Annotated in this window: 16 protein-coding genes; 6 read left to right on the forward strand and 10 right to left on the reverse strand. The window is 68.9% G+C overall.

All coding sequences use genetic code 11. The annotated features are described in order from the left end of the window. Positions 1-26: 26 nt before the first annotated feature. Both NI18_RS20235 and NI18_RS20240 read right to left on the reverse strand, forming a co-directional pair. Positions 27-518: a (2Fe-2S)-binding protein gene (locus tag NI18_RS20235; RefSeq protein ID WP_037532907.1), complete on the reverse strand. Its 492-nt coding sequence runs from the start codon at positions 516-518 to the stop codon at positions 27-29. Continuing rightward, on the reverse strand, positions 515-1,804 hold the full coding sequence (locus NI18_RS20240; protein ID WP_037532908.1) for a cytochrome c: 1,290 nt from the start codon (positions 1,802-1,804) through the stop codon (positions 515-517). The genes NI18_RS20235 and NI18_RS20240 overlap by 4 nt, the downstream gene beginning before the upstream one ends. 211 nt (positions 1,805-2,015) lie before the next feature. On the opposite strand from NI18_RS20240, the gene NI18_RS20245 reads away from it, so the two are divergent. After that, the gene (locus NI18_RS20245; RefSeq protein ID WP_052149380.1) at positions 2,016-3,035 is read left to right on the forward strand and encodes an alpha/beta hydrolase-fold protein; all 1,020 of its coding nucleotides are present in this window, start codon (positions 2,016-2,018) and stop codon (positions 3,033-3,035) included. Here NI18_RS20245 and NI18_RS20250 read toward each other — a convergent pair. Next, the gene (locus NI18_RS20250) at positions 3,001-3,942 is read right to left on the reverse strand and encodes a DUF1080 domain-containing protein (protein ID WP_037532910.1); all 942 of its coding nucleotides are present in this window, start codon (positions 3,940-3,942) and stop codon (positions 3,001-3,003) included. The genes NI18_RS20245 and NI18_RS20250 overlap by 35 nt on opposite strands. A gap of 105 nt (positions 3,943-4,047) precedes the next feature. Between NI18_RS20250 and NI18_RS20255 the strand changes: the two genes are divergently transcribed. Beyond that, positions 4,048-4,842, forward strand: a complete 795-nt coding sequence (locus NI18_RS20255) for a ThuA domain-containing protein (protein ID WP_037532912.1) — start codon at positions 4,048-4,050, stop codon at positions 4,840-4,842. Positions 4,843-4,844: 2 nt separating this feature from the next. Here the strand turns inward: NI18_RS20255 and NI18_RS20260 are convergent, their stop codons facing one another. Next, positions 4,845-5,513 (reverse strand): DUF6445 family protein, encoded by a 669-nt coding sequence (locus NI18_RS20260; RefSeq protein ID WP_306286560.1) that lies wholly within the window; start codon positions 5,511-5,513, stop codon positions 4,845-4,847. 116 nt (positions 5,514-5,629) lie between these two features. Here NI18_RS20260 and NI18_RS20265 point away from each other — a divergent pair, with 116 nt between their 5' ends. Next, positions 5,630-6,313 carry an HPP family protein gene (locus tag NI18_RS20265; RefSeq protein WP_037532916.1) on the forward strand — a complete coding sequence of 228 codons (684 nt, stop codon included), beginning with the start codon at positions 5,630-5,632 and terminating at the stop codon, positions 6,311-6,313. 38 nt (positions 6,314-6,351) lie between these two features. Here NI18_RS20265 and NI18_RS20270 read toward each other — a convergent pair whose 3' ends face one another. The 3 genes from NI18_RS20270 to NI18_RS24795 are packed head-to-tail and all read right to left on the reverse strand — an operon-like array spanning position 6,352 to position 10,692. Beyond that, positions 6,352-8,172, reverse strand: a complete 1,821-nt coding sequence (locus tag NI18_RS20270; RefSeq protein WP_037532918.1) for a methyl-accepting chemotaxis protein — start codon at positions 8,170-8,172, stop codon at positions 6,352-6,354. Further along, a complete protein-coding gene (locus NI18_RS20275) occupies positions 8,162-10,201 on the reverse strand; it encodes a TonB-dependent receptor (protein WP_037532920.1) in 2,040 nt (679 codons plus the stop codon). Before NI18_RS20275 ends, NI18_RS20270 begins: the two co-directional genes overlap by 11 nt. Positions 10,202-10,203: 2 nt before the next feature. Next, complete coding sequence (locus NI18_RS24795) at positions 10,204-10,692, reverse strand: YfiR/HmsC family protein (RefSeq protein ID WP_157840588.1); 489 nt, start codon at positions 10,690-10,692, stop codon at positions 10,204-10,206. Between the two features lie 243 nt (positions 10,693-10,935). On the opposite strand from NI18_RS24795, the gene NI18_RS20285 reads away from it, so the two are divergent. The 3 genes from NI18_RS20285 to NI18_RS20290 are packed head-to-tail and all read left to right on the forward strand — an operon-like array spanning position 10,936 to position 12,582. Then, positions 10,936-12,021 (forward strand): Ca2+-dependent phosphoinositide-specific phospholipase C, encoded by a 1,086-nt coding sequence (locus NI18_RS20285; RefSeq protein ID WP_037532924.1) that lies wholly within the window; start codon positions 10,936-10,938, stop codon positions 12,019-12,021. Next, positions 12,018-12,158, forward strand: a complete 141-nt coding sequence (locus tag NI18_RS25305; protein ID WP_157840589.1) for a hypothetical protein — start codon at positions 12,018-12,020, stop codon at positions 12,156-12,158. Before NI18_RS20285 ends, NI18_RS25305 begins: the two co-directional genes overlap by 4 nt. 19 nt (positions 12,159-12,177) lie before the next feature. Continuing rightward, positions 12,178-12,582: a barstar family protein gene (locus NI18_RS20290; RefSeq protein ID WP_037532926.1), complete on the forward strand. Its 405-nt coding sequence runs from the start codon at positions 12,178-12,180 to the stop codon at positions 12,580-12,582. A gap of 26 nt (positions 12,583-12,608) precedes the next feature. Here NI18_RS20290 and NI18_RS20295 read toward each other — a convergent pair whose 3' ends face one another. The 3 genes from NI18_RS20295 to NI18_RS27525 all read right to left on the reverse strand — a co-directional run. Beyond that, positions 12,609-13,964 (reverse strand): NPP1 family protein, encoded by a 1,356-nt coding sequence (locus tag NI18_RS20295; protein WP_084215351.1) that lies wholly within the window; start codon positions 13,962-13,964, stop codon positions 12,609-12,611. Positions 13,965-14,040: 76 nt separating this feature from the next. Then, positions 14,041-16,488, reverse strand: a complete 2,448-nt coding sequence (locus tag NI18_RS20300; RefSeq protein ID WP_306286562.1) for a TonB-dependent receptor — start codon at positions 16,486-16,488, stop codon at positions 14,041-14,043. Then, the coding region (locus NI18_RS27525; protein ID WP_306286561.1) for a hypothetical protein at positions 16,389-16,679 on the reverse strand (291 nt) is incomplete at its 5' end. The genes NI18_RS20300 and NI18_RS27525, both read right to left, overlap by 100 nt.

A 16,679-nucleotide genomic window follows, 5' to 3' on the forward strand; every position in this document is an offset into this window, starting at 1 on the left:
TATGTCGCGCCGCGACGCCTGTCCGCTCACGTCACCGGCTCCGCAGGCTCGACCACCCCGCCGCCGCGCATCACCGCAGCGCGCCGCACCGCGCGCAGGATCCGCATATGCGTCCCGCACCGGCAGAGCGACGGCGCCATCGCGCTGCGCAGTTCGGTTTCGGTCGGCGTGACCGTCTTGCGCAACAGCCCCTCGGCACGCGCGATCATCCCGGGGATGCAATAGCCGCACTGCGCCGCCTGCTCGTGCAGGAACGCGCGCTGGACGTCGCCCGGCGCCGCGGCGCTGCCCAGTCCCTCGACCGTCGTGACCGTGCGCGCACCGACCGCACCGACGGGCAGCAGGCAGGCAAAGACCGGCCGGTCATCGACCAGCACGGTGCACGCCCCGCACTGCCCCAGCCCGCACCCGAACTTGGCCGCATGCAGCCGCAAATCGTCGCGCAGCACATAGAGCAGCGGGGTGGCGGGATCGACATCGACGCGCGCGGTCGCCCCGTTGACGGTCAGGTCGATCATTCACCCTCCTTGCGCGCCGCAGCGACGTCTTTCTCGAGGTCCGGCCAGGCCGGCCCCGTCCCGTGCCGGGCCTGCAGATAGGCGACGATCTCCGCCACCTGCCGGTCGTCCAGCGCATCGGCAAAGGCGGGCATGTACGGCCCGCGCGGCGCGACCGGCGGTTTCAGCCCCTTGAGGATGACCTGGATCGTATCGCGCGGGTTCGCCTCGTGCAGCGGCGTACCGAGCGGCAGCGCGGGACGCCCGGCGACCATCATCGCCGCCCCCGGCTCGTGGCAGACCGCACACGCCCCGTCATACAGCCGCGCGCCCTCGGGATGACGCTGCCTCGCGAGCGCGCGACGATCGGGCAGCCGCGGCTCGGACCGCGCGGCGGGCGCAGCGCGCATCTGCCACGCATAATAGGTCGCGAGCGCGCGGACGTCGGCCGGCTTCGCGCGCGCGAGATTATAAGTAACCGGCCCCATCGGCCCCGCGGCCGCGGCATGCGCGGTACTGAGCCCGGTCCGGAAATAGGCGTCGAGCCGCTCGACGGTCCAGGCACGGACCGCGGGCGAGCGCGCGTTGATCGGCGGCGCATACCAGCCGCCGGACCAGCCGCCGTCATAGGCCTGGTCGCCGCGCTTCTCCTGCTGCAACAGCCCGCGCGGACTGTGACAGGCGGTACAATGCGCCAGCGTCTCGCCGATATACCGCCCCCGGTTCCACGCGGCCGACTGGCGCGGATCGGCGACGACCGGCTGCGGATCGAAGAACAGCAGCTTCCAGCCCGCCAGCAGCGGCCGGAAGCCGAGCGGCGGAATCATCCGGTTCGCGGGCGGCACCGCGCGCACCGCCGGCCGGGTCATCAGGAACGCGTAGATCGCGTCCACATCGCCGTCCGCCACGCCTGCATAATGCGTATAGGGGAAGGCCGGGTAGAGATGGCTGCCGTCGCGCCCGACGCCCTCGCGCATCGCCCGGCGAAACGCGGCCGGCGACCATGATCCGATCCCGGTCGCGGCGTCGGGCGTGATGTTGCTGCCATAGATCGTCCCGAACGGCGTCTTGATCGGATAGCCGCCCGCATAGGGACGCCCGCCCGCCGCCTGATGGCAGCTGACGCAATTGCCTAGCCGCGCCAGATTGGCGCCGCGCGCGACGAGCGCGGGATCGAACTGCCGGGGATCGGGGCGCGTCACGCGGGCGATGGCGGGCCGGTAGGCGATTGCGGCAAACGCGATCCCGCACAGGCCCAGCAGCACCGCGGCGATGACGACGATGCGCCTGATCCCGGGCCGGCTCATCCTCGCCTAGACCCTTGAGTCGCCGAACGCCGTCATACGCATCGTCTCGTCTCCCCCGTGTGACATCGGACGCAGGGGCCGATCGGACGGGGATTGAACGATCCGGATGCCGACAATCTCCCCGCGCCGGGAGATAATCCCGCCCCGCCGCATCGATTCGCACCGCGCCCGCGCTGTGCTAGGCTGGCCTGACACTATGAGGGGGGCGGAGATGCGCGTGATCCTGACCGCGGCGGCCCTGCTGGGCGCCGCGTTGACCGTGTCGGCGACAGCTGCGCAGCCCCCCGCACAGACCGCGCCCCTACCGGCCCCCACGCCGGCACTCCGGGGAACGCTGGCCGGCCCGTTCGAACTCCGGTCGCGGCGCTTTGCGGGCACGGTGCGGCGCTACTGGGTCTATGTCCCGCCAGGCTATGATCCGCGCCGCCCGCCCAATCTGCTGCTGTTCCAGGACGGGCAGCGCGCGACGAATCCGGCAGGGTCGCTCAGGGTGCCCGCGGTCCTCGACAGGCTGATCCTGCAGCACGCGATTCCGCCGACGCTCGGCATCTTCGTGACGCCCGGTCACCGCGCGGCGCACTATCCCGACACGCTCGGCATGGCCAATCCGGATCATCGTGTGGAGGAATATGACGCGCTGTCCGACGATTATGGCTGGATGACGCTCAACGAGCTGCTGCCCGCGGTGGCGGCACGCTGGCGGTTCGCCGACGATCCGAAGCGCCGCGCGATCGGCGGCACGTCGAGCGGCGCGATCGCCTCCTGGACGGTCGCGTGGCGGCATCCGGAAGCGTTCGGCAACGTCATCAGCTTCATCGGCAGCTATACGTCGATCGGACTCACGCTCGGCCCGGACGGCGCACCGCGCACGCTCGGCGGCGACCTCTATCCCGGGCTCATCCGCAAGAGCCCGATCCGCCCCTTGCGCATCGTCCTGCAGGACGGGGCCGCCGATCTCGACAACGAACATGGCAACTGGTTTCTCGCCAACCAGCAGATGGCAAAGAGCCTCGCTTGGGCCAATGCGCAGGCCGATGCGCAGCACCGCCCGGGCCCGCGCTACGACGTCCGAACGGCGTGGACGCTTGGTGGCCATTCGGACGCGGACGGCGGCGCGATCCTGCCCGACATGCTGCGCTGGATCTGGCGCGACCAGCCCGCAGCCGCGGACGCCCCGCTCCCTACTGTCCCGCCCCCTACTGCCCCACGACGATCTTCGGCAGGGTCGTGATCGGCTCGACCGTGATCGCGCGGAACCAGGTCTCTGCGCCTTCGGATTGCAGCTGGATCTGGCCATGCGTCAGCGGCCGCCGGCCGTCGGGGCCGATCGTCGCCAGATCATGCACTTCGCCGACCGGGACGCCGTTGACGACATGCACCGCGCGGTCGCCGAAGACATAGAGGTCGAGCGTGTTCCACGCGCCGATCGGCCGTTCGGCATCGGTCGCCGCCTCGACGTTCCAGGTCGGCGTGCCGTTGACGATGTCGATCTCGCGTCCCCCGGCACGGAAGCGGAGATGCGGTTCGACCAGCGACGGGTCGAACGTCACCCCGGTACGGCCGCGCAGCTTGCTGCCGACCGCGACGATCATCCCGGTCGATCCGGTCATGATCTCGAACTCGACCGACGGCCGCCACGTGCCGAACACCTCGCCCGGCGCGCCATGCGTATGATAGAGCAGGCCATTATTGCGCGGCTGCGTCGCCCGCGGCGCCCAGGTTTTGGCCCCCCATTTGAACTGCAGCCGCAGGTGATAGTCGCGAAGGTCGGCCTGGTGGACCAGGCTGCCCCAGGTCTCGCCCTTCACCCAGATCGCCGGCGCCCCGTCGACGCTACGCACCGCGAAGTCGCCCTTGGTGTCCCGGCTCGTGCCGATCGGCGGCGTGCCCGGCTTTGCCTGATAGGTGATCGACGGGTCGGGATAGCCGAGCCAGGCGGTCCAGCCCGTGAGACTGCGCCCATCGAACAGCGCGGTCGGCTTGCCCGTCGCCACGGGGATGTCGGTCAGCCTGAGCCGCTGCGGCCCCGCGGCGGGCTCGCCCGCAATCGCCCGCGCCCGGTCCTGTGACGTCTGCGCGGTCGCAGGCGCGGACACCAGCATCAGCGCGACCAGCGCGCGCTTGGATCTTCCAGACATTCGCTCTCAACTCCCCCATCATATTTATGGCTTAGCATAGCGCGTTATCGCTACCAGTTGAACTCCGATGGTCCCGCGCGCTAGGACCGGGTGGGAGATTGCACGATGCTCAAGATGTTGGCGCTGGCCGCCCTGCTCACCACGGCGCAGGCCGCGCCCGATCCGCATTTGCCGAGGGCCACGACCGACTCCGTCGCCCCCGTGCTGCCCAAGGACTTGCATGACGCGGTGCTGATCGTGTCGAAGACCAATGGCTGGCGGCATATCGAACATATCCCGCATTCGAACCGCGTGCTCGCCTACATCGTGCAGGGCCTGGGTCGGACGAGCTACGCGACCGAGAATGCGGCGGTCTTCAACGACGAACAGTTGCGCCACTTTTCCGTCGTCGTGCTCAACAGCGCCAGCGGTGGATTCCTGACGCCAGACCAGCGCGCGGCCTTCGCCCGCTTCGTCGCACGCGGCGGCGGTGTCGTCGCGCTGCATGCCGCGGGCGACGACAGCCATACCGACGCCTGGTACAGCGACACGGTGATCGGCACGAAGTTCATCGGCCATCCGGGCGGCGAGGATCAGTTCCAGCGCGCGCGGCTCGTCGTCGATCGCCCCGACCATCCGGTCATGGCGGGGGTGCGCCTGCCCTGGACCGCGGTCGACGAATGGTATTCGTTCAACGCCAATCCGGCCGCCCGCGGCATGACCGTGCTCGCGACGCTCGACGAGGCGAGCTACCGTCCGGGCGCCAAGCTCGCGATGGGGACGCACCCCGTCATCTGGACCAACCCGCGCACCAAAGGCCGCGTGGTCTATTCGGCGCTCGGCCATTCACCAGAGGCCTATGACGACCCGACCTATCGGCGCGTGCTCGTCAACGCGATCCGCTGGGCGGGCCGGCCATAGCGTCATTCGATCGCGAGGAACGCGGTGATCGTCAGCCGCCCCGCCGCCGGATCCGTCGACAACACCGCGTCGCGCGCGATCGCGCCGCTGTGCAGCACATAGCTGCGGTACAGCAGCGCCCGGTTATAGGCGGCATCGACCAGCGCGGTCCGCTCGAACAATGCGGTATCGTCGGCGATATAGCCGTGCGGCGGCATGGCCGCGACCTCACGGCCGAGCCGTTCGAAAAAGCCGGGCGCGCGCGTCTCGTCGACCGTCTCGAACCCGGTGGCGCGATGACGGAAGAAGGCGGTCCCGTCGCGGTTCGTCGGCGACAGATAATGGATCAGCGCGATCCGGTCGCGCGCATAGGCATCGACGTGCGGCAGCCGTTGCCGGATCTCGAGCGCGTCGGGCGTCACCGTGACGATCGAGAATTGCGCATCGACGACATGGATGCGGCGGCACGACCCGAAATCGCGGCCCAGCGCGCGGGCGATCCGCGGAAGCTGGTCGGTCAGATAGCGCTCGGGCAGCGCCGCGCGCAGACCGGGATAATGCTCGCCCGCGGATCCGAACGCCGCGTCCGCCGCCGCCTTGCGCAATCCGTCCGGATCCTCGGCAAAGCCGTCGATGATCACCAGCGGCTCCGCCTCCCGGCCGATACGCCGCCTGGTCACATCCCCCAGCATCATGCCTCGCCATCATCCATCGTCACCGTCCTCTAGCGATCCCGGTTACGCGCGACATAGCGAAATGCACGGGCGCAGCGTAGGGGCGGCACGCTCAGCCACACGGACGATCGCTCATGCCCCTGCCCCGCGCCAAAGCCTTCTGGGCGAAGGCCTTTCCTGCTGACCGTCTGCTCGGGGGCGTCGGCGCCTGTATCGGCATCGCGCTGACGATGCTCGTCTGCGTCGCGCTGCTCCCCGCCAGCGACGTTCCCCAGATCGTCGCGCCGCTGGGGGCGTCGGCGGTGCTCGTCTTTGCGGTCCGGTCGAGCCCGCTGGCACAGCCCTGGCCGGTGATCGGCGGCAACACGCTGTCGGCCGCGATCGGCGTCGCCGCGTTTCAGCTCATCCCCGACGCCAGGCTGGCCGCGGGTGTGGCGGTCGGGGCTGCGATCCTGGCGATGTCGCTGCTTCGCTGCCTGCACCCGCCCGGCGGCGCGGCGGCGCTGACCGCAGTGATCGGCGGGCCCGGCATCCATGCGGCGGGCTATGCCTTCGCGCTCGTCCCCGTCGCGCTCAATTCGGTCGTGCTCGTGCTGGTCGCCGGCCTCTTCTACCGCGTGACGCGGCACCCCTATCCGCATCACAGTGCGCTGCCCCCCGCGGCGATCGCGGCTGAACGGCGCGCGGCTGGATTTCACCCCGACGACATCGACGCCGCGCTCGAGGACATGCACGAAAGCTTCGACATCGCCCGCGACGATCTCCACGCGCTGCTCGCCAGGGCCGAACTTCACGCGCAACGCCGCCAGCACGGCTGAGCGCGGACCGGGTCTCGCGGCGCGTCAGTCCGGCAAGATCACGCGACCTGCCGTTGCTTCCGATCAGGGCCTGCGTCATCGTCGAGGAAATGGCTGGTAAAGGCATGCGCGTCGTCGGCCAGTGACTGCAACGTCCGCTTGAGCATCGCGCCGGTCCGCTGCACCTCGTCGACCGAAGCGAGATTGCGATCGACCGACGATGCGATCTGCTGGCTCGCCTCGGTGAGCATCTGGCTGCGGTCCTCGACCGCCTCGATCCGTCCGTTGAGCTGTTCGATCGCCTGCGCCTGCGCACGCGACATCGCCGCCACCCGGCCCGCACCGTCGTCCATGCCGTTGATCAGCGCGCCCAGACTGCCCGTGCTCGCCACGACCGACCGGATCTGATCCTGGACCGCCTCGATCTTCGAGCGCACATCGCCCGCGCTCGCGCCCGTCCGCGTCGCCAGCGACTTGATCTCGGCCGCCACCACCGAAAAGCCCGCGCCCGCAGGGCCAGCACGCGCAGCCTCGATCGTCGCGTTGAGCGCGAGCAGGTTGGTCTGCTTGGTGATCGCGCTGATCACGTCGACGATCTGCTCGATGCTGCTGGCCTGTTCCTGCGACAGCGCGACGGTGTCGTTCGCACTGCGCGCATGGTCGCTGATCGACCTTGCGGCGAGGCTGGTCCCCGCCACCTCCCGGTCGATCTCCTCGAAGGTGTGCGCCAGCAGATGCGTCTCCTTGCCCGCCTCGAGCATCTCGGTCGCGAACAGCTGCGCGATCGCGTCGAGCTCCTGTGCAAGCCGGCGATTGCCCTCGATCGTCTCGTGCAGGCTGATCGCATTCGCCTCGAGCAGCGCCATCGCCTCCTGCGCCTCGCGGATGATGCCGCCGACCTGGCGTTCGAACGCCTCGGCCAGCGCGGCCAGCGTGGCCTCGCGCTCGCGCCGCGCCTGCGCCTCGACCTCGGCGATCGCGCTGGCCTGGCGCGCCTTTTCCTCCTCGGCATGGAGGCGCAGCAGCTCGGCCTGATCCGCGAGGCGTTTCGCATCCTCGCGCTGCGTCTGGAACGTCGTCAGCGCGGTGACGACCAGCCCCAGCTCGTCATGCCGCTTGAGCGTCGACAGATCGATCGCGGCCTCATGCATCACCGCGTCCGTCGCCGCCGCAATATCGGTGATCGAGCCGATGATCGATCGCCCGATCACATAGGCCATCACCAGGCTGCCGCCCGTGCCGACGAGCAGGACGAGCAGCAGGATCGCGATCGTGACATGCGTGACCAGCAGCGCCCCCGATGCCGCCTGCCCGGCGCGGCCTATCCCCGCGGCGGTCACGCGCCGGATCCGCGCATCGATCTGCTGCGCATTGGCGCGAAACGGGTCGACCATCGCCGCGGTGCTGGCAAAGTCGACCTCGAGCATCGACGTCAGCACGTCGACGGTCGCGGTATATCGGTCCAGATCGGCGAGCACCGGGCCCAGCTGTGCGCGCTGCCCGGCGTGGCTGCGCCGGTAGCCGACCAGCGCCGTACGGACCCGGGCCAGATCGCGGTGGATCGCCGCCACCTGCCCGTCGACCGCGATCGTCGGCGTCGCCGCCTTCGTGACCAGCAGGTGATAGACGTTCGCGTTGGCGATATCGAACCGCTGCGTAATCGCGTTGAGCTGCTTGATATCGCGCATGTCGCGATTGACGATGTCGTCGACGCTGCGCCCGGTGATCAGCAGCGCCGCGGTGCTGGCCAGCGCCATCACCACGAACAGCACCAGCATGATGACCGGCGTCGCCGCGACCTTGACCGCGATCGGCCGGTCGGCGAGCGCCAGCCTGCGGTCGAGCCGGTCCGACAGCCGGAAGAACGCGTTAAAGCGCAAGTCGCACCCCTGCACGCACGCGACGATCCGCCGGGATCGGCGATACCGCGGCGCCGTCGGCCAGCGCCAGATTTTCGCCCGCGACATAGACTTCGAGCGCGGAGGTCAGCCGCAGCCCCGCCCGTGCATCGAGCGCCACCGCGTCGTCGACCCGGTAGAGCAGCAGCTGCGGCGTCGACGAGAAGGCGAATTGCCGCGTCGACGAGGTGTAGCGCGCGACCCCCGACAGCGACAGTCGCCCGATGTCATAGCCGAGCGCCAAATTGGCCTTGTGGACCGGCGTCGTCGACTTGGGCGACAGCGCATAGGGGATCGGCAGCGTCAGCGACGCCAGCTGCTCGTCGGTGTGCGTCCAGGTATAATTGGCGCGCCATGTGAGCGCACCGACCGCGCCCGACGCCGACACCTCGGTGCCATAGGTGGTATAGTCGCCGATCGCCGTGAACCGCGCGACGAGCGAGGGCAGCGGGGTCAGGAACAGCTCGGTCTGCAGGCCGTCGCCCGGCGACGCGATCGCATTGTCCGTCTTCGTCACGAACGCGTTCGCCTCGATCTGCGTCCCGCCGATCGTCCGCGCATAGCCGACCTCGCCGCTCCACACGCCGACCGGATCGATCCGCGGCGACCCTGCCACGAAGATCGGCACCGGCGCCGGGGTGATGATCGGCAGGCGGATCCCGTAATTCACCAGCGACGGCAGCTGGTAGCCGCGACCGCCATTGATCCGCAGCTGGCCGCGCGCATCGGTCTGGACGAGCAGCGCGACGTTGAAGCTGAACCGCGTGAAGGCCCGGTCGAAGTCGCTCGCCACGTCATAGCTCGGCTGCGCGATCGCGCCCGCCTGGTGCAGCCAGAGCCGGTCGATCCGCGCCGCCGCGGTGATCGAAATCGCCTCGTCCGGATGCAGGTCGAGCATCGCATTGGCCGATCCGACGTCATAGGAAATCCGCTCGGCGAACTGATAGGCCGAGCGCAGCCGGTTGTTGCGATATTCGCCGCCGAGCCGCAGCGTATCGCTCTTGCCCAGCCGGACCAGCGTCGACGCCTGGGTGACGATGATCCGGTTCTTGAACCCGAGCGGCTCGGTCGCATCCGCCGTCGCGCCGACGCCATATTGCACATCGAGCCAGTTGACATAGCCGCCCAGCGTCACGCCGCCCCAGCCCGTGTCGCGCGTGGCCGAGGCATGGACGTTGTCGCTGCGATAGCGCTGGTTCGACAGCAGCTGGCTCGGCAGATACTCGGCCTGCCGATTGGTCGAATGGCCGCCGCCCAGCACCGTCTCCAGTCCGTCGAACGAACCGGTGATGTCGCCCGACACCTGGTCGCTCGCGACGTCGCTGACCATCGCCGGGCGCAGCAGCGACGTCGGGATGCGACGCTCGTCCTCGCGCGCGCGGACCCCGGCCAGCCGGATCCCGATCGCCGGGGTGACGGGCAGCGTCACCGACCCGGCAAGCCGGCTGATGTCGTGATTGCCGAGCTCGGCGGTCGCGGTGACGGTCGGCGTCTGGCCGACGCGCCGGGTGATGATGTTGACGACACCGCTGGCGGCGTTGAACCCGAACAGCGCGTTTGCCGGCCCGCGCACCAGCTCGATCTGCTGGATCTCCTCAAGCTGGACGCCCAGGAGATTCCAGTCGGTCATGCCATAATGATCGAGATAGACCTGGCGTCCGTCGACCAGCACGAGCAGCCGCGCATTATAGGTCTGCACGCCGCCGCGCACCGACACGTCGCTCTGCCCCGCGGTCCAGCTGTTCACGTCGATGCCGGCATGCGTCTTCAGCAGCCCGGGCACGTCGCGGGCGGGCGACCGGGCGATATCCTCGCGCGTGATGATGATCGCCGACGCGGGCAGTTCGGACGCGCGCTGTGGCTTGCCCGTGACGCTGGTCGTCACCGGCTCGCCGATCGTCTCCTGCAACGCCTGGTAATCGACGGCCTGCGCCCCTGCGACGGCCGGGCACAGCACTGCACCGGCCGTCAGCATGGCGCGCAATCCGGTGGCGAAAGTCGAAACGGTCATCGTTAAATTTCCTTGATCAGCATCAGGAATGCCGACCCGAATCTGATATTGGCAGCCCGCGCCGCGGCGCGACTGACGGTGATCTGGGTCTTGGGACCCGAGGTGATGCCGACCACGCACCGCGCGGTCTGCACGCAGGCGGGATCCGACGAGATCGTCAGGACGGACGATCTGGCGGCTGCGGCGGCGATGCCGGCATGCTCTGGGCGCAACCCCGTCGTGATGAAGGCGAGGCGGAATCCGGCCAGCGACCCGATCGCGCCGACCGGCACGCGGCGCGCGCGGATCGCACTGCGTCCGGCGGCCAGCCCCGATCCGATCGCCCGCTCGATCGCCGCCGCCTCGGCCTCCGATGCCGCATTGCCCGGCTCGAACACGATCGCCGCGGCGACCGTCCCCGCCGGACCGGGCTGAAGGAACGACACGACCCGCGCCGCGATCGGCACGTTCAGTTCCGCGGACAACGGCGTCGCGCTGCCCAGCGCGGCCACGCCGCACATCCATATCCAAGGTCTAAACACGCTGTCCCCCACTGAGGGGACAGCGAGTATCACCCGATATTGTCCAATTAGTTAATGGCTTAGAGACCGCGATACACAATCTGCGGCCCTATCCCGCAAGCCGTCGTGCACCCAATTAAGACGGTCGCGTAACAGAACGGTCCTCGGCGCGTCATCTGGCGCGGCCATAGCCCGCGGACGACGCCGGCCGGGCACCAACAGGGCAGGACAATCATGCGTATCTCGACGACGCTGCGGGCGACCGCGGCGGTTCTCCCCCTCGCCATGCTCGCCGGCCCCGCGACCGCGAAGGATGCCGCACCGCTACGGATCAACGACATCGCCGTCATCGGCACGCACAACAGCTACAAGCAGCCGATGCCCGCCGCGACGATGGCGAAGGTGCGCGCCGCCGATCCGGCGATGGCCGACGCGCTCGACTATGCGCATCGCAGCCTCGTCGACCAGCTCGACGCGGGCGCGCGCCAGCTCGAGATCGACGTGAACTATGATCCGCAGGGCGGGCATTATGCGCGCGGCTCGTCGGACCCGAAGCTGCAGCGGCCGGGCTTCAAGGTGCTGCACATCCCCGGCATCGACAACGCGTCGAGCTGCGTCCTGCTCACCGAATGCCTGACAATCGTCCGCGACTGGTCGGCCCGCCATCCGCGCCACGTCCCGATCCTGCTGATGTTCAACGCCAAGGACGAGCAGAACGCCGCGCGCGGCGGCATCGACGCGCTGCCGTTCGACGCGGCCGCCTATGACGCGCTCGATGCGGAGATCCGCTCGGTGCTCGCGCCGGCCAGGCTGATCGTGCCCGACGACGTGCAGGGCCGCTATCCGACGCTGCGTGACGCCGTCCTCGCCGACAACTGGCCGCTGCTCGAGGCGTCGCGCGGCAAATTCCTGTTCGCGCTCGACGAGCCCCCCGCCAAGGTCGCGGTCTATCGCGGCGCGCGGCGCTCGCTCGAAGGCCGCGTGTTCTTCATCAACACCGACGAGGCGTCGCCCGCCGCCGCCTATCTGACGCTCAACGACCCGGTCCGCGACGCCGAACGCATCCGCCGCGACGTGCGCGCGGGCTTCCTCGTCCGCACCCGCGCCGACGCCAACACGCGTGAGGCGCGCGCCAATGACGGCGTGCCCCGCGACACCGCGCTGGCGGGCGGCGCGCACTATGTCTCGACCGACTATCTCTGGCCCGATCCGCGCTTCGCCGGCGTCTACCGCGTCGCGCTCCCCGAGGGCCATGTCGCGCGCTGCAACCCCGTGCGTCGCGCCAAGCAATGCGGTGACCTCGAAGGATCCGCCAGGTGAAGCCGGTCCTCGTCGCCACGGTGCACACCGCCCCCGACTTCCGCCGCGACATCGACGCCGCACGCACGGAACTCTCGCACGCCGCGGGCGCTGTCCCCGATATGTCGCAGTGCCGGGTCGAGGCCGGCGCCAGCTAGCAGACGGACCAACACGCGGATGATCGACGACCCCAAGGCCATGACCCTCACCATTGCCGGCCGCGCGATCCGCGACATTGCGAGCTTCTACGACGAGATCAACCGCGTCTTCATGGCGGACGAGGACTGGTCGCTCGGCCCCAGCCTCGATGCGCTCGATGACCTGTTCTACGGCAGCTACGGAGCGCTTGCGGGCAAGGCGCCGGTCATCCTCGTCTGGCAGGATATCGAGACGAGCCGCGCCGCGCTCGGCATCGACGCCACCAGAGCCCATCTCCGCGCCAAGCTCCAGAACACAGCCTTCGACGCCGCCCGCATCACCACCCAGCTCGACGCGCTCGAACAGGGCCGCGGCGAGACCTATTTCGACACCATCCTGACCATCATCGCCGACCACCCCAACATCCACCTCGTCCGCGCCTGACCCGGCGCAATCGGGTTATCGCGGCGTCACCGATGCGCGGATGCGGAACAGGTTGTCGGCGACCTCGTCCATCTGGAACGGCACCGCCAACCGGTATCCGTCGGCAGCGAGCGCCGCGGCGAGGCCCCCCCAGCAGCATCTCCTGCCGCCGGTCGAGATCGGCCTGCCCGGTCACCGGGCGGATCGTCGCGCTCAGCGTGCAGCGATCGTCGCGGCAGGTGATCGTGACGTCGGACAGCAGCGGGTAGACGGTGCGAAGATGCGCGGCCGCGACGTTCGCGGCGACCGGTGCGACCGTGGTCGGCCTCGCCTCTGGTAATGGCGGGATCCTGGCGACGGGGATGGTCGGGGCCCGCACGACGGCGATCGCGGTCGCTGCGACGTCGCGCTCCCGCTGGCGCCAGCCGACGACGATCGCACCGAACAGCGCGACCATGATCGCCGCCGCGATCCAGCCGAACAACGGTGAAGGACGGACGGGGCGCAGTGGCATGCGGCCTCCGGTGCCGCCCCGCATCGCCATTGGCGGCGCGGGGCGGGGCTGGATCAACAGAGCGTCGAGCCCGACGGCAGCCCGGCGAATTGCTGCCGGCATCGACATTCGCATTGAACCCCGGCGCGATGCCGCCGGCATTGGCGGCGGCCAGCATGCTGGCGAAGCGCGCTTCCTTGTTGTCGAAGTTCGCGCCCTTGAAGTCGTAGTTCGACACCGCGTTGCGGACCGCGACCGACGGATAGCCGTTCCAGCTCACCAGCGGCTGGATGAGCCACTGGCCGGTACCGTTCTCGGCCGGCTCGTCGCCGCCGTCGGTCTTGGAAAAGCGCCACAGGTGCGAAAAGCCCCAGGTCTCGTAATGGAAGACGAGCTTGACGTGTTCGCCACTCGCATCGCTGACGAAGCGGAGCTGGCCGCCGCTGGTCGGACGCGTATCCCAATCGCCGTGATCGCCGCGGGTGACACCGACGACCCGGCTGCTCGTGCCCTGGTCGGTGGTCCAGACGATGATCGATTCCCAGTCGAACGCATGCGAGAAGTCCGACTGCCAGAAATAGCTGTAGACCCGCCCGCAATAGCCGTTGTTGCAGCGGCTGCGCGCATAGACGTTGCTCTGCGTGCGGTAGTTCGCGGCGCGGCACGATGCCGGCGGGCGCGTCGCATAGGTCGAGGCGGCCGGGCTGATCGCGCCCGACGCGTCGACCGCGGGGACGTTGAAACAGACGTCGGTGTCGAAGTCGACCGCGGGCTGGAAGCGCTTGTCGAGCGCGGTGGCGCGTTCGGGCAGCGGCGCAACCGGCGACGGCCAGCCCTGTCCGAACGCGGGCGATGCCAGCAGCGCCGCGGCCAGGCCGACGGCGGACAACAATGTAGCTTGGCTTTTCATGCAAACTCCCGTGGCAGCTGTGTGGAGATACGCCGTACGCCCGCGTCCGCGGCGGGGAGCGCCGCGGACGCGAAGGTCAGAAGCTGGTGGTCACGCCGAAGGTGAAGATGCGGCCGCTGCGCGTGTAGACGAGCGTCCGGTCGGCGCTGAGATCGGCGAACTGCTCGATCGGCCGGTTGGTGACGTTGATGCCCTCGATCACGAAACGCAGATTCTCGACCGGGCTGTAGCGGATCTGGAAATCGACGTTGTTGGTCGGCCGGATGCCGTCGCCGACATTGGCGTTGCTGCCCGCGCCGGTGATGTAGCGGCTGCGATAGGCGGTCGAGACGCGCGCGCCGAACCGCTCGGTCTCGAAATACAGCGTCGCGTTGGCGGCCCATTTCGACAGGTTGAACAGCGGGATGGTCTGGGCGACGCCGTTGTAGATCGCCTTCTGGTCGCCATCGATCCAGGTGCCGTTGGCGACCACGCCGAAATGGTCGAACGGCGCGGGCAGGAAGGTGAAGTCGTGCTGGACCGCGGCCTCGACCCCGCGGATGCTGGCGCCGTCGCCATTGACGGGCCGCGTATAGTTGTACGGCGTGGTGCCGTCCTGCCCCGGCAGCAGCAGCGAGACCGGGAAGCCGGTGGCGCTGTAGGGCACCTGCGACGTCTCCGAGGTGATGAAGCTCGCCAGATCCTTCCAGAACACGCCGACCGACGCGAAGCCGTTGCGATCCATATAATATTCCAGCCCGCCTTCCACCGAGGTCGAGCGGAACGGCTGGAGGTTGGGGTTGCCGACCGACACCGTGCCGCCGAACGGCGCGACCGTCAGCGTGCCCGCGGCGGCAAGCTGCGGCAGGCCGGGACGGTTGACGTTGCGGCTCGCCGACGCGCGCGCGATCAGCTTGGGCGTGAGGTCGAGCGCGATGTTGAGCGCGGGCAGCCAGTCGTCGTTGCTGGTCTTGACCGTCACGGGCTGGAGCACCGTGACGCCGTTGGTCGCGGTCGCGAGCGACCCGCTCGAGACGAGCGCGGTATGGTAATAGCGCACGCCCGCATTGCCGCGCAGCCGCATCGAACCGAGTTCGGTATCGAGATCGAGCTGCGTGAAGCCCGCCCAGCTCGTCTCGCGGATACGGAAGTCGCTGCCCGCGGTCAGGTTCGCCGCGGTCAGGTTCCGGTTGTTGCCGAGCAGCGCGTAGATGCCCGCGACGTCGCCGCCGATATAGGGAATCAGGCTGTCGCGGTTGATCACGTATTTCAGCGCGTCGGGCACCGCGCGGTCGCTGGTCGCCTGCGTCCCGTAGAAGATGTTGGTGAGATACTGGTACCCGCTGTTGGTGAAGCGCTTATACTCGCCGCCGAGCTCGAGCTTCAGGATCGGCGACACCGTATAGACCGCCTGGAGCTGGCCGTTGCGATAGGCGTTGTCGATCGTGTTTTCCTGCGTCACCAGCCGCTGGACGTTCCAGTTCGCCGGCTTGGTCAGGTCGAAGCCATAGGTGTTGACCGGGATCGTCGGCTGCATGTCGAAACTGAACGCGGTGTTGCGCGCCTGCAGGAAGATCTTGTCGAACGTCGGCTGCGCGAACGCCGACTTCTGATAGCCGGCGAGCGCGGTCAGCGTCAGGCGATCGCCGACCTTCCATTCGGCATTGGCCACCGCCTGATAGAAGTCGGTCTGGTTCTCGACCCGGTGATGTTCGGTCCGCTGGTCGATCCCGGTATAGCTGGCGGCGACGAGCGAATTGCCTTGGATCGTCGCGGAGCGGATGACCTGCGTCCCGCTGACATTGCCGGTCAGCGCGTTATAGCCGCCCGCCGCGATCGCCCAGTCGTCACGCTTGTCGGCGAGGTGTCCGTAGAGCAGGTCGACATCGAGCTTGAACCGATCGCCCGGATGATATTGCAGCGCGCTGGTGACGCCGATCCGCTCGCGGTCGGTGTACCAGGTCGAGGGCGATTGCGCCTGCGGTGCGAAGATCGTGCCGCCGCGCAGCAGCGCGCGTGTCGCCGCATCGATCTCGGGCCCGATATTGTTCGCGCCGTAGGTGACCTTGCCCCAGTTCCAGTTGCGATAGCCATATTCGTTGTTGCGGATCTTCGAATAGGCGACCGAGACGAGCGCACCGAAATCGCCCTGGCGCTGCGAGAACAGCCCGACGAGCCGCGGGGTGATGCCGCTGGTCTGGTCGTTGGTCTGGCCCTTGGCCGACAGCACGATCTTCTGCCCGTCATAGTCGAACGGCTTGGCCGTGAAGAGCTGGACCGTCCCGGCGATGCCGCCCTCGTCCTGATTGGCGGCATAGCTCTTCTGCACGCTGACGCGGTTGAACAGCTCGGACGCGAACAGGCTGAAGTCGAAGCCGCGGCTGCGGCTGACGTTGCCGCGATTGTCCATCCCCGACGCGGTGTTGCCGAGCACTTCCATGCCGTTCAGCTGGGTGCGCGTGAAATCGGGGCCGAGCCCGCGCAGCGCGATCTGGCGGCCTTCGCCGGTGTCGCGGGTGATCGCGACGCCGGGGACGCGTTGCAGCGCTTCGGCGAGATTGAGGTCGGGAAAGGCGGCGATGTCCGACGCGACGATATTGTCCTCGGTCCGACCGCGCGGCGCTTGAGCTCCTGCGCGGCGAGCAGGCTGCGGCGATAGCCGTTGACGACGATGTCGTCGGCGACCGCGACCGGCTCAGCCGCCAGCGTCGACACGCCCCCCGCGACGCCCCCCGC

This window comes from Sphingomonas sp. Ant20 (genome assembly GCF_000783375.1).
Lineage (GTDB): Bacteria > Pseudomonadota > Alphaproteobacteria > Sphingomonadales > Sphingomonadaceae > Sphingomonas > Sphingomonas aerolata.

Coding starts and splice junctions, on each gene's coding strand:
- NI18_RS20235 (WP_037532907.1), bottom strand. CDS start 518: ATGATCGACCTGACCGTCAACGGGGCGACCGCGCGCGTCGATGTCGAT.
- NI18_RS20240 (WP_037532908.1), bottom strand. CDS start 1,804: ATGAGCCGGCCCGGGATCAGGCGCATCGTCGTCATCGCCGCGGTGCTG.
- NI18_RS20245 (WP_052149380.1), top strand. CDS start 2,016: ATGCGCGTGATCCTGACCGCGGCGGCCCTGCTGGGCGCCGCGTTGACC.
- NI18_RS20250 (WP_037532910.1), bottom strand. CDS start 3,942: ATGTCTGGAAGATCCAAGCGCGCGCTGGTCGCGCTGATGCTGGTGTCC.
- NI18_RS20255 (WP_037532912.1), top strand. CDS start 4,048: ATGCTCAAGATGTTGGCGCTGGCCGCCCTGCTCACCACGGCGCAGGCC.
- NI18_RS20260 (WP_306286560.1), bottom strand. CDS start 5,513: ATGCTGGGGGATGTGACCAGGCGGCGTATCGGCCGGGAGGCGGAGCCG.
- NI18_RS20265 (WP_037532916.1), top strand. CDS start 5,630: ATGCCCCTGCCCCGCGCCAAAGCCTTCTGGGCGAAGGCCTTTCCTGCT.
- NI18_RS20275 (WP_037532920.1), bottom strand. CDS start 10,201: ATGACCGTTTCGACTTTCGCCACCGGATTGCGCGCCATGCTGACGGCC.
- NI18_RS20285 (WP_037532924.1), top strand. CDS start 10,936: ATGCGTATCTCGACGACGCTGCGGGCGACCGCGGCGGTTCTCCCCCTC.
- NI18_RS20290 (WP_037532926.1), top strand. CDS start 12,178: ATGATCGACGACCCCAAGGCCATGACCCTCACCATTGCCGGCCGCGCG.
- NI18_RS20295 (WP_084215351.1), bottom strand. CDS start 13,964: ATGAAAAGCCAAGCTACATTGTTGTCCGCCGTCGGCCTGGCCGCGGCG.